The sequence below is a fragment of the Acetivibrio straminisolvens JCM 21531 genome (assembly GCF_000521465.1).
Lineage (GTDB): Bacteria > Bacillota > Clostridia > Acetivibrionales > Acetivibrionaceae > Hungateiclostridium > Hungateiclostridium straminisolvens.
Genome location: NZ_BAVR01000018.1, coordinates 24,036 through 38,327 on the forward strand (window position 1 = coordinate 24,036; position 14,292 = coordinate 38,327).

General features: G+C 38.4%; 13 protein-coding genes and 2 pseudogenes. 9 read left to right on the top strand and 6 right to left on the bottom strand.

Translation table 11 applies throughout. The features are described 5' to 3' along the window. Positions 1-42: 42 nt before the first annotated feature. Both JCM21531_RS21075 and JCM21531_RS21080 read right to left on the bottom strand, forming a co-directional pair. Positions 43-249, bottom strand: a complete 207-nt coding sequence (locus JCM21531_RS21075) for a GreA/GreB family elongation factor (RefSeq protein WP_243467335.1) — start codon at positions 247-249, stop codon at positions 43-45. A gap of 52 nt (positions 250-301) precedes the next feature. Then, positions 302-490, bottom strand: a complete 189-nt coding sequence (locus JCM21531_RS21080; protein ID WP_243467336.1) for a hypothetical protein — start codon at positions 488-490, stop codon at positions 302-304. Positions 491-857: 367 nt separating this feature from the next. On the opposite strand from JCM21531_RS21080, the pseudogene JCM21531_RS06600 reads away from it, so the two are divergent. Then, positions 858-2,227 (top strand): annotated as a pseudogene (locus JCM21531_RS06600) (citrate/2-methylcitrate synthase). 93 nt (positions 2,228-2,320) lie between these two features. Here the strand turns inward: JCM21531_RS06600 and JCM21531_RS21085 are convergent. Both JCM21531_RS21085 and JCM21531_RS06605 read right to left on the bottom strand, forming a co-directional pair. Next, the gene (locus tag JCM21531_RS21085; RefSeq protein ID WP_243467337.1) at positions 2,321-2,497 is read right to left on the bottom strand and encodes a hypothetical protein; all 177 of its coding nucleotides are present in this window, start codon (positions 2,495-2,497) and stop codon (positions 2,321-2,323) included. Next, a complete protein-coding gene (locus tag JCM21531_RS06605) occupies positions 2,494-3,519 on the bottom strand; it encodes a histidine decarboxylase (RefSeq protein WP_243467338.1) in 1,026 nt (341 codons plus the stop codon). Before JCM21531_RS06605 ends, JCM21531_RS21085 begins: the two co-directional genes overlap by 4 nt. Positions 3,520-4,089: 570 nt before the next feature. On the opposite strand from JCM21531_RS06605, the gene JCM21531_RS06610 reads away from it, so the two are divergent. The 5 genes from JCM21531_RS06610 (at position 4,090) to JCM21531_RS21090 (ending at position 9,255) form a co-directional block, all read left to right on the top strand. Then, a complete protein-coding gene (locus JCM21531_RS06610) occupies positions 4,090-4,590 on the top strand; it encodes a chemotaxis protein CheW (RefSeq protein ID WP_038288481.1) in 501 nt (166 codons plus the stop codon). A gap of 165 nt (positions 4,591-4,755) precedes the next feature. Then, positions 4,756-7,251, top strand: coding sequence for a methyl-accepting chemotaxis protein (locus JCM21531_RS06615; protein ID WP_038288484.1), 2,496 nt, complete (start codon positions 4,756-4,758; stop codon positions 7,249-7,251). 548 nt (positions 7,252-7,799) lie between these two features. Further along, positions 7,800-8,228 (top strand): DUF4190 domain-containing protein, encoded by a 429-nt coding sequence (locus tag JCM21531_RS06620; protein WP_038288487.1) that lies wholly within the window; start codon positions 7,800-7,802, stop codon positions 8,226-8,228. A 156-nt stretch (positions 8,229-8,384) separates the two neighbouring features. Further along, entirely contained in the window at positions 8,385-8,804 is a 420-nt protein-coding gene (locus tag JCM21531_RS06625; protein WP_038288489.1) for a DUF4190 domain-containing protein, read from the top strand. Positions 8,805-9,045: 241 nt separating this feature from the next. After that, on the top strand, positions 9,046-9,255 hold the full coding sequence (locus tag JCM21531_RS21090; RefSeq protein WP_243467339.1) for a hypothetical protein: 210 nt from the start codon (positions 9,046-9,048) through the stop codon (positions 9,253-9,255). A 62-nt stretch (positions 9,256-9,317) separates the two neighbouring features. Here the strand turns inward: JCM21531_RS21090 and JCM21531_RS06635 are convergent. Beyond that, positions 9,318-10,489: pseudogene (locus JCM21531_RS06635) on the bottom strand (phosphoglycerate dehydrogenase). 310 nt (positions 10,490-10,799) lie between these two features. Between JCM21531_RS06635 and JCM21531_RS06640 the strand changes: the two are divergent. The 3 genes from JCM21531_RS06640 (at position 10,800) to JCM21531_RS06650 (ending at position 13,654) form a co-directional block, all read left to right on the top strand. Further along, entirely contained in the window at positions 10,800-11,006 is a 207-nt protein-coding gene (locus JCM21531_RS06640; RefSeq protein WP_038288490.1) for a DUF896 domain-containing protein, read from the top strand. Between the two features lie 217 nt (positions 11,007-11,223). Continuing rightward, positions 11,224-12,930, top strand: a complete 1,707-nt coding sequence (locus JCM21531_RS06645) for a methyl-accepting chemotaxis protein (RefSeq protein ID WP_038288492.1) — start codon at positions 11,224-11,226, stop codon at positions 12,928-12,930. 97 nt (positions 12,931-13,027) lie between these two features. After that, positions 13,028-13,654, top strand: a complete 627-nt coding sequence (locus tag JCM21531_RS06650) for a nitroreductase family protein (protein ID WP_038288496.1) — start codon at positions 13,028-13,030, stop codon at positions 13,652-13,654. Positions 13,655-13,731: 77 nt separating this feature from the next. On the opposite strand, the gene JCM21531_RS06655 is transcribed toward JCM21531_RS06650, so the two are convergent. Beyond that, positions 13,732-14,103 carry a hypothetical protein gene (locus tag JCM21531_RS06655; protein WP_054847025.1) on the bottom strand — a complete coding sequence of 124 codons (372 nt, stop codon included), beginning with the start codon at positions 14,101-14,103 and terminating at the stop codon, positions 13,732-13,734. Between the last annotated feature and the right edge of the window lie 189 nt (positions 14,104-14,292).

Sequence of the window (14,292 nt, forward strand, 5' to 3'; positions counted from 1 at the left end):
CGGTAACAGTTTATGCTGTTGAGTCACTCAACATTGGTGAATTTAGATCGGGAAGAGTAATATCCAATACTTTATAGTGCAATACGCCCGTAGGATCTGCACGCTAACATTGTCATTTACATTCTTAAAAAGCAGGGACTTGCCTAGCGGAGAGAGGCATGAAGCACAGTCAATGGAAGTATCATACTGCTTTGAGAAAGGCAGTACAATACGATATTGGCATTTTTCTTCTTCTTCAGAGTCATACACTTCAACAATACTGTTAATAATTACAAAAGGACAAACATTAGAACCGTTTTTATCAACTTACGGAATCCAAGTAATTGTTGATTCGTTCCAGATAGTCTCTAAAAAACTCCTGAAAATTGATACTTTCTTTAGTTTCTTCGATATAGTGTGCGTTTAAAAGTATGTCCTTTTCCTTTTCCATTTCGCTTACGTGCCATGATAAATAGTCATACATCTCCCTGGACAATAAATTATTATACATTTTCATCTCCCTTTAACATATTAGTGTTATTAAATGGAAAAACCTCAAATAATAGAATGAGGCATCCCGCAATATAAATTGCGAAACGCCTACATTATATATCATAACATAAATGTAAATGTGTGTCAAGTATGTATCACATTTACATTAAATTGCTTTTTGCCAGTTAAATGGATGGTATTGAATTTAATTACAAGGGATATATTATTGGATATATAAGCAGATATTATGGATGTAAAAAGATATGGACTAATAGCATGATTTTATGATAAAATTATTTTAATAAAATTCTACTGTCCAAATTTTTTTGGTTGGCAGACATGTTAGTGAAAGATAGACCATATTATTATAAATGTGAGGTAGAATTATGATGAATAAAGATTTTAGAGAATTCGAGAAAAGCAAATTGGAAGAGTTGTGCGAATTGGCAAAAAAATGCAGCTATATTGATCCTGAACTTTTTATCAAATATCAAGTAAAACGCGGACTGAGAGATTTGGACGGCAAGGGCGTGCTTGTGGGATTGACGGAAATTGGAGAAGTTCATTCCTATATCATTGACGAAAACGAAATAGTACCTGTTCCGGGAAGATTGATTTACAGAGGGGTAGATATTTTCGATTTGGTTGACGGCTTTATCAGTGAAGGGCGTTTTGGTTTTGAAGAAACTACATATTTGCTGCTTTTTGGTGATTTGCCAAGCAAAGAGCAGTTAAGAGAATTTGAAAAGCTTCTCTCCTCTTATCGCGAACTTCCGGAAAAGTTTTTAAAGGATATGATTTTAAATCTTCCGGGCAAGAATATCATGAATGTACTGGCAAGGAGTGTACTGGCCTATTACAGTTATGACTGCAATCCGGACGATTCTTCGGTGCAAAACGTTTTAAAGCAGTGTATACGTTTGATTGCATGTATGCCTACAATTGCCGTTTATGCCTATCAGGCATTGTCCCATTACTATGACAAAAAGAGTCTGGTTATTCACAGCCCAAGACCTGACCTGAGTACGGCGGAAAATATCTTGCATATGCTAAGGCCTGACAGTAAATATACAGAGCTTGAGGCTGCATTGCTTGATCTTTCGCTTGTGTTGCATGCCGAGCATGGCGGTGGTAATAATTCAACCTTTGTAACCCATGTGGTTACATCTACCGGTACAGACACATACTCTGTAATTGCCGCAGCGCTTGGTTCTCTCAAAGGTCCGAGACATGGGGGCGCGAATATAAAGGTTTGCGAGATGTTTGAAGATTTGAAGCAAATGTCAAGGATTTTAAGGATGACGATGAGGTTGAAAACTATTTGATGAAGCTTTTAAATAAAGAGGCCTTTGACCGTTCGGGACTGATTTATGGTATAGGTCATGCGGTTTATTCCATATCCGACCCAAGATGTATCCTTCTTAAGGAACAGGCGGAAAAACTCGCCAGGGAAAAAGGTCTGGAGGACGAATTCGAACTGTATGAAAGGGTAGAGAGATTGGCTCCCCAAGTTATTGGAAAGGTTCGTAAAATGTATAAGGGCGTAAGTGCCAATGTGGATTTTTACTCAGGCTTTGTTTATAAAATGCTGAATCTTCCTTTGGAATTGTATACGCCGATTTTTGCTATTTCCAGAATGGCCGGTTGGGCTGCCCATCGTATAGAGGAAATTGTTAATGCGGGAAAAATCATAAGGCCGGCTTATAAGAGTGTTGCTGAAAGACGTGACTATGTTGCCATGAAAGACCGAAAATAACGAATATGTGAAAACAGTGTAAAAAAGCCGCTAAACAGTTTAGCGGCTTTTTAAATGGTGTACATAAATAAAGTCAATCATTAGTATTTGAGTTTAATTCATATTGCGTTGGCTGTCCAATAAATGTTCGATGAATAGATCGATATGTTCTTTTGAAACATGCTGCATGATTATAATGTGAGCTTTATCTCCTTCGCAAGCTAAAGACCAGTAATTGCATATGGTATCGTTTGGCCTGTCTATTACAATAGTGTTTGACCACGGATTCAAGAAGTTATTCCAGCCGATAGAATCCAATCTGCCTTGGCATATTCGGTAACTTCCATACATTGCTTAACATCCTGTTTGAATCCTTCCACACCTTTGCGATTTACCTGATACCAAAGAAGTAATGAAGAAAGTCCGTTGCGGCAACCGCTTATAGTGGTGTCTTTAGTACCTACATAAGATACATCCGAGTTTTCAAGGATTCTCTGAATATATTTTTTCCGTGTTAGGAAAATACCTGCCGGCATAGGACAACCTACGAATTTGTGACCGCTTATCGCAATGGAGTCTATAGGAAGAGTCTCGAAATTAAGTTCCGGTCCATTTTCCATAAACGGTATCATTCCGCCGAAAAGTGCTCCGTCATAGTGAATATGGTATTCTTTGATGTTATGTTTTTTGAATAATTCAACAATAGTTTTAACATTGTCAATGGCTCCGGTCATGGTTGTCCCCAATGTTGCAACAAGCAATACCGGTTTGTTGCCGTTTTTAAGTATTCGCTCTATTAGAGCATCATAATTAAACTCGCCGTTGGGCTGGGATGGAACTACTTCTCCCGGCTTGCCCAATATCCACGCATTCTTTTTTATACTGTAATGGCTGGCCTCGGAGAAATAGAACACTCCGTCAGGATAGCGTTCGCGCGCAACCAGCATACCGCAGAGGTTGCCTTCAGTGCCGCCGTTTCCTATGTAACCCCAAGTTTCTTCCCATGGAAGTTTGTATACATCTGCGAAGAACTTCAAAACTTCCCGTTCTTGCTTCTTTGTGTCAATATTGACTGTGGAAGAATAGAAAGCGTCACCAAGATTATTGGGCTGCAAATTCAGAAACTTACCTAATTCGGAGTATTCCAGACTCAAATTGAATGGATACCCAAGGTAATGCTGATGTTTGTCATACAAATCTTCATAAATTCTATCAAGCTCTTTAAGTAAACATTCATTTTTGTTTGATTTAAAGCTATTGGCAGTAGTAGAATCAATCATTGAATCAAAAAACAAGTTTTGTTGTGTTGACATTATTAAAAATCCCGTCCTCTCGTTATTCGATAGAAGTAATTATAACTGCATTCGTATAACAAATAGTCCTTCGAAACATGTTTCGTAAGTGATTCAATCCGATATTAACCGACAAAAAATCCCAAGCCCCGAATTTGTTAATTGGGGTTATTCGAATTTTCTGTTGATTAACTATTTATGAAAGCATTTTTTATTACACCGAACTTCTAAAACATAAAAAATTTAGCTTGAAGATTATAACTTGATAACCAATATACTTAAAAAACTTGCCCTGCACGATTCAATACTGAACATATAAGTAGATTTTTTGTATTATAGGCGCCTATAAAGGAATTATATACATAAAATTAAAAAAAATCAACCATTATTGTTAAGAAATTAATAATAAAATACGATATTTACCAGTGTAACAAATGTCTAGGGCTCTAAAATCTTACATAGTTACAGATAAAATGTTTCAGCTTTAATTTCGCAGGATAAAGAACTTGAATACTATCTGAATGTTGGCAGTTTCGAAGTAATTCCAGCGAGTAATTATAGTTTGTAATTGCAAAGGAAAGGAGAAGAAAAATGCCCGATATTCAAGATGCAGTTTTGGAGCTTGACGAAGATACGCAGAAAGACAAATATCTTACCTTTTTACTTGGCAACGAAGAATATGGCGTAGGAATCAATTATGTAACAGAAATAGTCGGTATTCAGAAAATAGTTGAAGTTCCTGAAATGCAGAGGCATATTAAAGGAGTAATTAATTTACGAGGTAAGGTAATACCGGTTATTGACGTAAGGTTGATGTTGGGGCTTGAGGAAAAGGAGTATAATGACAGAACCTGTACGGTCGTACTCAACATCAGAGGGGTTTCCGTCGGCCTCATTGTTGATGCAGTAGCGGAGGTCCTGCAAATAAGTGAGGAGAATATAGTTCCTCCGCCTGAAATAAACGGCGAAAGGAAGCAAAAATACATAAATGGAATAGGTAAGACAGAAAGCGGGATAAAACTACTGGTAGATTGTGAGAGATTACTAACCGGCAATACTCTTGAAAGCGTTCTTGCGAACATAGAGCACTGATAAATTGAAATGTATAATAAATTGAAATGTATATTAAAGAAACCGGAGAGAATTAGAGTCCTGGCATCGGTTTGAATCTATAAAAATTCATACTAAACAACTTCAACCCAAAAGGAGCTTTCGACAAATCGAAAAACCAAACAAGAATCCAGGGAGGGATTTACATTGATTAACAAAATGAATTTGACAGCAAAAATGATGGTGCTCATTGGCAGTGTTACTGCTATAGCTTTAGCGGCAACAATCATTATAAGCTATATATTATCAAGTAATATGGCTTTAGAAGAGGGATTTGACAAAGTTGAAGAAATGGCTTACAGATACAGCAATGAAGTGAAAGCAGAGATAGAATTTCCGCTTGACACTGCCAGGACTTTGGCTCAAACTTTCGAAGCAATGAGGGCTAATAGTATCCCTGACAGAAATGTAATGAATAGTATATTAAGAAATGTATTGGAGAAGGAAGAAAGTTTTAATGGAGTATGGACATTATGGGAACCCAATGCCCTTGACGGCAAAGATTCGGAGTATGCAGGCAAGCCCGGATATGATGAAACAGGAAGGTTTTTACCCCTTTGGAATAGAGATACCGGCAGCATACAGCAAGTGGCAATAGTTGATTATGAGACCGGAGAATTTTACAATCTTCCAAAGCAAACCGGACAGGAAACTGTTACGAATCCCTATCTGTATCCGGTTGGCGGTGAATATGCTCCTATGTCAAGTATTGTTGTCCCAATAAAATACAACGGCCAGTTTGTAGGCGTTGCAGGGGTAGACGTTGTCTTGGGAACTTTTCAGGACAAGATTGTAAAAATAAAACCCTATGAAAGAGGGTATGCATCGCTTATTGCCAATGACGGTGTATATGTTGCGGATGTAAAGGAAGAAAATATTTTTACACCTATAGCTGACGAACAGGCGAAAGCAGCAATAAAAAACGGCAGCGTATATACCAGCACAGAATTTTGTGAGATATTGCAGGAAGAGGTTTATAAGGTTTATGTTCCGATAAGCTTTGGAAATACTAAGACTCCTTGGTCTTTTGTTATAACAGCTCCAATGAGCGAAGTTATGGAAAAAGCCAACATGATTAGAAATGCATCGCTGGTCTTGGGAATTGTTGCATTGGTAGCATTGCTGGTTATTATTTTCTTTATCACTAGAAGTATTGTAGGCCCGATTAAGGAGCTTACGGATGTCGCCGAACAGATAGCGGAAGACAATCTTTCGGCAGAAATAAACATAATTAAAACTCAAGACGAGGTCGGAAATTTGTCACGGGCGTTCCATAAAATGCAGCAAAACCTGAAAGATATTGCCCGTATGGCAGAAAAGATAGCACAGGGTGATCTCAGCCAAGATAGAATCTTGAAAGAAAACGGAAAGAATGCCGGAGATTTGACAGGAGCCTTCAATGTGATGGTGTCAAACTTAACAGAGTTGAAAAATGAAATTGATTCGATAACTCAGGCAGTTGAGGAAGGTAAGCTTGGCGTTAGAGGAAACGAGGAAGCATTCAAGGGAGGATGGAAGGAGCTGCTAAGAGGCATAAACAAGACCCTTGATGCAGTCATTGCGCCCATAAGGGAAGCTTCAGATGTTTTGCAGGAAGTAGCAAAGGGTAATCTGAATGTCTCTGTAAAAGGAGATTATAAGGGAGAAAATGCAATAATAAAAGATAATCTGAACACGACAATTGACAATATTAACGAAATACTTTGGGAAGTAACAGCGGCAGCCGAACAGGTGGCATCAAGCTCCAAACAGGTAGCGGTATCAAGTGAGTCGCTGTCCCAGGGAACTGCCGAGCAGGCAAGTACAATAGAAGAAATAACATCATCGATGGAACAGATAGCAGCTCAGACCAAGCAGAATGCAATAAATGCAAATAAGGCAAATGAAGTGGCATTGAGTGTAAAGAACAATGCTGTTCAGGGAAAAAGTCATATGGAAGACATGCTTGTATCAATGCAGAATATAAATAAATCTTCATCGGATATTTCAAGGATAATCAAGGTAATAGATGATATTGCGTTCCAGACGAACATATTGGCGCTAAATGCAGCGGTAGAGGCAGCAAGGGCAGGACAGCACGGAAAAGGGTTTGCTGTTGTTGCGGAAGAGGTCAGAAACTTAGCTGAAAGGAGTGCTAAAGCAGCAAGGGAGACGACCGAAATGATAGAAGGCTCTATAAGAACTGTGGAAACCGGAACTAAAATAGCCCACGAAACTGCTGAAGCACTCAACAAGATAGTTGACGGTGTAACGGAAACATCCGAGTTGGCAGGAGAAATAGCAGCGGCATCCAAGGAGCAGGATTTGGGAATTTCACAGGTAAATCAGGCGATTACCCAAGTTGCGGAAGTAATACATACAAACTCCGTGGAAGCGGAAGAGAGCGCATCTGCAAATGAAGAGTTGTCAAGGCAGGCAAATATGTTAAAAGACTCTTTAAGCAGATTCAAGCTCAAAGCAAACTCTGTAGAATCGTCAAAGATTGATGGTTTGAAGCCTGAAGTGATGAGAATGCTTGAGGATATGGTTGAGCAAAAAATGAATATACATTTAGATGATCCAAAACATAAAGGGAAAGAGAATAAGGAATCTGACTCAAAAGCTATAATATCTCTAGACAACAAAGATTTTGGCAAATACTAATGTCATGTAGCGGTGTTTTGCTGCTCTTTTTTGATATCCGAAATATAGACTTGAGGCTTATGGACAGTTCCTGCCGCCTTTTGGGCCTCCTGCCGGGTCGCCGGGTGTAACACTGGGGACATCGACGGGTGCTCCTCCGGGGCCGCCGCCTTCCTTTATGCCTCAGCAGTCGCAGGCACCGAGCATGCTGGTAGTTGCCTCTGGAGCGATAAGACCTTGTACCAATAGTTTGTCTTTATATGGCTAAATACCGGTGAAAGGTTCTGGGCATGGCTGAATTTCGTCGGAGGAAGATCGGCGGCAGGATGGAGATGTACAGGTTTTCGCTGGATTTACTTCGGTGTTGATTTAAGAAATATCCAAAGCTTATATGTTTCTAGAAAAAACTGAAAGGGGGCAAAATAGCTCCTTATTTTTTATGAAAAATTATTTAGTGTAAAAAATTGACTTAAAAAATTATGGAAATTCTATATTGAAAAAAGCGGAAAGTTCATATAGAATTAACATGTATATCAAGATAATTGTGGAATCCGACAGGGGGGTAGCTAATGAAATTATGTCAAAACTGTGGTAAGTTAAATGAAGATGTTGCTGCTGTATGCAGCCAATGTGGTTCTCTTTTAAGTAATGAAATAGAGTATAATATAGATAACCGAATTAATCAGCACCAACAGGTTAAAACCAATGGTTATGCAATAGCATCATTGGTGCTTGGAGTTATATCCTTTCCCTTTATGTGTTGCTGTGGTCTTGTTGCCATAATACCTTCAGTGCTGGCTATAGTGTTTGGTTTTATAGCAAAAAGCAAAATACAAGCTTCAATGGGATTGGAAAAGGGAGACGGCTTGGCACTGGCCGGGATTATATTGGGTTTCATAGGAATTCTTTTGACATTACTTTCTGTTTTGGTTTTTCCGTTTTTCTGGCGAGGATTTGTACAAATGTTTAATGAAGAATACAATGAAATTTATTTCTAATGAGTATAAAAGAATTAGTATAGCTTATCTGAGTTTGGTTTCTGCGGCATTTCGTTTTTATGTCAAAAGTCATGAAAATGAAATGCTTTTTAAATCTATACAACGATGGTATAATGAAGGTGAATTTTCGGTTAGATAGTATGAAAGGGGTTATAAATGAAGAGGTGTCCTAAATGTAATTTTCTTAATGAAGATTTTGCTTCTTCATGTGGAGGTTGCGGAGCTCCCTTTGGTTTGGGGATAGTCAAAAAATTTAAGGATTCTAAAACCAATCTTTATGCCAAATATGCATTAGTACTTGGTATTATTTCAATACCGCTTATATATTTTTGTCTTGGTTGGATAACCGGAGCAACTGCCATTGCTTTCGGAATTCTGGCAAGATATAAGATAAAAAAGTCCCAAGGTACGCAGACAGGCGGTACTATGTCACTGGTCGGGATTATCCTCGGTATTGTAGCAGTGGGAGCAGCTGTTGCCCTTCTTATATATGCTGCTTACATTACGAATCCTATGGGTTGTAGCGGAATTCCCGGAAATCCTGAACTTTTTCTGGAAGGAAGAGGAATCAATTAATGCCTAAGACACGTGCCAAAGGTCAGTCTAAAAGGTTTTTAAATGAGGATTATATTTTACATCTGTCAATTTTATTCCTCTGCTTTTTTCCGGTGATTTTATCTTTCCTGATGGTCACAAACGGAGAGACAACTGCTTTTAAATTGGGCGGGTTTTTTTTCAGGATTGGAATACCCTGTGTTTTTAGGGCAGCAACGGGTATAACTGTCCGACATGCGGAATGACAAGGAGCTTTATATACATGAGTGATTTTAATATCTTTGCTGCCTGGAGTATGAACAAAGCAGGTGTCTTATTATATTGGTTTTGCGTTTTTCAGATTCCCTACAGGCTTATGCTTACTTTCAATCGAAAAATACCCTTTGCAAGAATTGCAGTTGCTCTTGGGACTATTTTTCTTATAATCATTTTATTTGTGACGGTGGGGCAATTTGCTTTTCAGTTTTTCTAGTAAGATAAGAAAACTCAGGGGAGTCAAATCCCTGAGTTTTTCGCTTATCTATATTAATTTATCTATTTTTTGTCAATTACTCTTACCATTCTAACGCCTTGTATTGCCCTTATGCTTTCGACAATCTCGGGGGAAACGGGACTTTCTATATTTAAAATTGTATATCCGATTTTATCCTTGTGTTTGCTTATCATATCGCCGATATTGATTCCGTTGCGGGCGATGAGGGAAGTAATCTGGCCGAACATGTTGGGTACGTTGTCGTGAACGGCTAGTATTCTGACATTTCCTGTATAGGGAAGCTCACAGTTTGGGAAATTTACTGAGTTTTTTATATTTCCGAATTCAAGAAAGTCACGGAGCTGACTTGCTGCCATTACCGCGCAGTTCTCCTCGGATTCGGGAGTTGAAGCTCCAAGGTGCGGTAAAGTAATGATATTGTCATTGCCAAGCAGTTCGTCTTCGGGGAAGTCAGTAACATAGCAGGCAACAGTTCCGTTTTCTATTGCCTCAAGGAGGTCTTTGTTTACCACGAGCCCGCCTCTTGCAAAGTTCAGAAGTCTTACACCCTTCTTCATTATTTCAAATTTATCCTTGTTTATCATACCGCTGGTTTTGGAGTTATAGGGTACATGTATAGTTATGTAGTCGCAGGTGGAAATCAGATAGTCAAGGCTTACTGCTTTTTCAACGGTGCTGGAAAGCTCCCAGGCAGATCTATGGAAATAAATGGGTCATAACCGATTACTTCCATACCCAGGGAAACAGCATCATTGGCAACCATGACACCTATAGCGCCAAGGCCGATAACTCCAAGTTTCTTTCCTTTTATTTCAGGTCCTGCAAATTGAGATTTACCTTTTTCCACCAATCCGGCCACTTCATCACCTTTGCCCTTGAGGGACTGAGCCCAGGAAATACCCTTGTACACCTTGCGGGATGACATGAACAATGAAGCGAGAACAAGTTCTTTTACGGCATTTGCATTTGCACCCGGGGTATTAAAAACCACTATTCCTTTTTCGGTACACTTTTCCACCGGGATGTTGTTGACTCCGGCACCTGCTCTGGCAATGGCTTTGAGATTTTTCGGAAATTCCATATTGAGCATGTCAAAGCTTCTTACAAGAATCGCGTCGGGATTGGATATTTCGGTAGCTATTTCGTAAGAATCTCTTGGAAAAAGTTCCAAGCCTTTTAATGAAATCTTGTTAAGCGTTTGAATAGTATACATTTTGACTCTCCTTTATATTAATTATTGCTATTACTTTAGATGGTTTATTTTTTAACAATCTATGATTAAAAAAATAACCCTCTTCGAGTATGTATTTTAAAAAGTAAACATGTTTTAAATATATTATACTACTTTTATATTTGCAGCTTCAAGAGGTGATTGCAAAAAGGCGAAAAACGGAGCCCATAAATTTCATTTTGTAAGCTCCGGAAATATTTAAAGAAAAAAGCTTTGTAAATTTGCAAAAATTTATTATACTTAAACTTATTATACAGAACCCATATTTACATTTTGAAAGGAGAACGGAATCATGGATTATCAGGAGTTGATAAACAGGATAAATGAGCTTTCCAGAAAGTCGAAAACCGTTGGTCTTACAGACGAAGAAAAGGAAGAACAACAGAGATTGAGACAGGAGTACCTTAAAATTTTCCGAAATAATTTTAAAGCAACTCTTGACTCTGTGGTTATAGTCGATAAAGACGGGAACAGGAGAGCGCTTAGGAAGGACAATTAGTTGGACTTTTGAGAGACTTTTAATGGTTGTAGCTGTGCCCTAAATAATATGGATGAACTATGAAAAATCACCTTTTGAAATTACCCTATATGCACGCAGAAATTGATAAAGCTTTAATGCGGTTTGACCGATAAAATTAAGTAAAGCAACTTTTCTGAGAATATAACCTTGTTGCAGGATTGTAGTATAAATTTATTACCGGAAAGGGGTAATTTATGTGTTCGATTCTTTGACGAAGAAAATGTTGGGCACAGTAATATTAATATCTGCTATATGTACTGTATTGTTTCCCATAGCTGCATTTTATGTGGTACAAGGCGCAGTTACAAGGCAAATGGAAAGTGACGGAAGAGCGCTGGTTACGTCCATTAAAAGAGAGATTATAAGCAATAATATTACCGAACCGGATAGAATTGAGAAGATATTTAAGGATTTAAAACAGCAAAGCAATGGGAACGTCGTATACATGTCTATTACGGACGATAAAAGGAATGTACTTGTATCTTCCGATGATGCGGTAACCAATGATAATTTGGAGAACAGCAATTCTACGTCCGGAAATGTTGATGCTGTATCCGGAGCAACAGAATTCAGCGGTGATAAAAGCAAAATTGACGCTATTACATCTGCTACAGTAGGGTTCATTTCAGAAACAAACAGCGGTCATAAAGTATATAATGTATCAATTCCTTTTTCGTCGGAGCTGATAGAGTCAGGGAGCCTTAATGTGGGTATCTCTTTGGAGAGAATGTATAATGAAATTAGAAGAGCTTTGACAAAAACTATTCTGATTTCGGTGTTGATAGGGGTTATTGCGGTCATTATAGGCTTTGTAGTAGCAAAATCAATAATAAATCCGATAAAAGGTATTATCTTTAAGCTTGACGATTTCTCAAAGGGGGATTTTACTGTTGAATTTTACAGTAAGGCAAAGGATGAAACAAGAAAACTCGCAAATTCACTCAATACATCCATATCAATGCTTAGAGAAACCGTAAAAACCGTAAAAGACAGTGTGGGCATGCTAGACAAATTTTCTGCCGAACTTGCCTATACAAGCGAAGAGACTGGGACTACCGGTGAACAGATCTCTCAAAATATAGAAGATGTAACAAATTCAATAGCAGATCAGGCATCAAACATTCAATATATCATTCAGATCCTGGAGGACTTCGGCAACAAACTGGACAGAATGCTGGACGAAACCGGGATTGTTTTGGATTCCAACAGCAAAATGAAAGAAATTACCGATGCGGAATACATTTCTCTTCAGAATCTGGTGGAATCAGTGGAAGATACAAAGAAATCCTTCAGTTCTACAATGGAAGAAGTAGAGTCCTTAAATAAAGACGTTTTTGAAATAACTAAAATAACCGAAATTATAAACAGCATAGCGGGACAAACCAATTTGCTTGCCCTAAACGCTTCAATTGAATCGGCAAGAGCAGGAGAAGCAGGAAAAGGGTTTTCTGTTGTAGCAGATGAGATAAAGAAACTTGCGGCTCAGGTAATGGGATATTCTGGTAATATTAATCAGCTTATTAGCAATATCACGAGAAATACCGAGAAAGTATTTGGCAACATCAGGATTATTTCTGAAAAATTGGACAATCAGATGCAGACAATTAAGTATACTGTCAGTTCTTATGATAATATACGTGTTGAAGCAGATAATGTAATTACTCAAATTGAAAGTGTAACCTCATCGGTGAAAAGTTTATCGCAGGAGAAGACTACTATAATAGAAAGAATCGGGGATATTTCCGATGTGTTTAGCCAGGTTGCGGCTTCAGCAGAGGAGATAACTGCATCTGTTCAAACGGAGGCAGAAAATGTGCGGCAGCTCTCTGTAATGGCGCAGGAGCTTCATGGCCTTGCAAATAGGCTCAATCAGGATGTGGAAGTATTTAAAGTTGAAAAATAAATTTTTTTATTGAATCTATATATTTTGCAATATCCAAAATTAATGTAAAATGATTATTGCAGAATATATGTAGGGGAGATGATGCGGTGAACGGTTTTTGGATCTTGCCGCGGCAAGAAGAAGTATCAGAAAGTTTCAGGATATAGATGTGCCCGATGAACACATAAAATATTTCATAGATTCAGCTGTAATGGCTCCTAGCGGTTGTAACAGCCAATGTTGGAAATTTGTAGCGATAAAAAATAAAGATATAATAAAAAGAATTGAAACTGCAGTGATTGAGGAGCTTGATAAGATTCTGGAGATTAAAAAAAGTGAATTATCCCAAGAGTACTTAAATTCAAAGAGAAAAGCGGCGAGCTTTTTTGCCAAGGCTCCTTTAGTGATAGCGGTGTTTATGACAAAAGCTGAATTCCACGACAAAACGATGGTGCTTGCACTAAAAGAACAAGGCTTGGATGAGAAGAATATTATGGAGCTTTTTGCCAACTATGATTTGCTGTCGGTTGGTGCGGCAGTAGAGAATTTGTTGCTTGCAGTGCAGGAAAAGGGATATGGCGCATGCTGGATGAATGAGCCTGCAATTGCGGCAGAGAGGATAAAGGAGATTTTGGAAATGGATAAAGACGATCGGTTTATAAGCTTGATACCGGTGGGAGTTCCTGCTTATACTCCGAGAAATAAAAAGATGAAAGAGCTTTCGGAAGTGTTTAAAATGCTGTAAGGCAAGGATGGTGTTATGGTTATGAATAAAAGCTCATGGGCCGAAAAAACTCATGAGCTTTAATTAATAATCGCTAATTAATAATCGCTGGCAGCCATTCTGAGGCCCGCAAGTAAAGCCAGACCGTAGAATAGCACGTCTTTTAAATTGAATGTCAGTCTAAGGTATAGTAATGTTTCTGAAATACTGACAGTCCCCATTATCTGGAAAAATGATACATCCCATTCTTTTGCAAGAAGTGCATAGATGATAAAGATATTGCCTAAAAAGCATCCAAATAGAGATAACAGAGCACCGGCAATACGGAAACGGAGTTCCGAACCCTTCCCTAATAATCTCACGGCCAAACCGACAAGGCAGCCCAATCCTATAGCGGCATATGAGAACCGATAACCTGTAAGCATTGCAATTACTGCCCATAAGATGGCGCCTATAATAGCAGCAACCAAGCCGCCTAGAACTCCTAGGAATAAATTAGAAGATTCCTCTGTATACTCCAAAGGAATATTGCTTTGAGATTCCGACTGTTCGGTAGTAGACTGTCGGTAGAAAAAAGTTTTCAGACATGATTTACCTCCCCATACATTTTATATTCTAATTCTAGCATCATATAGAACTCATAACAACATCAAATTATA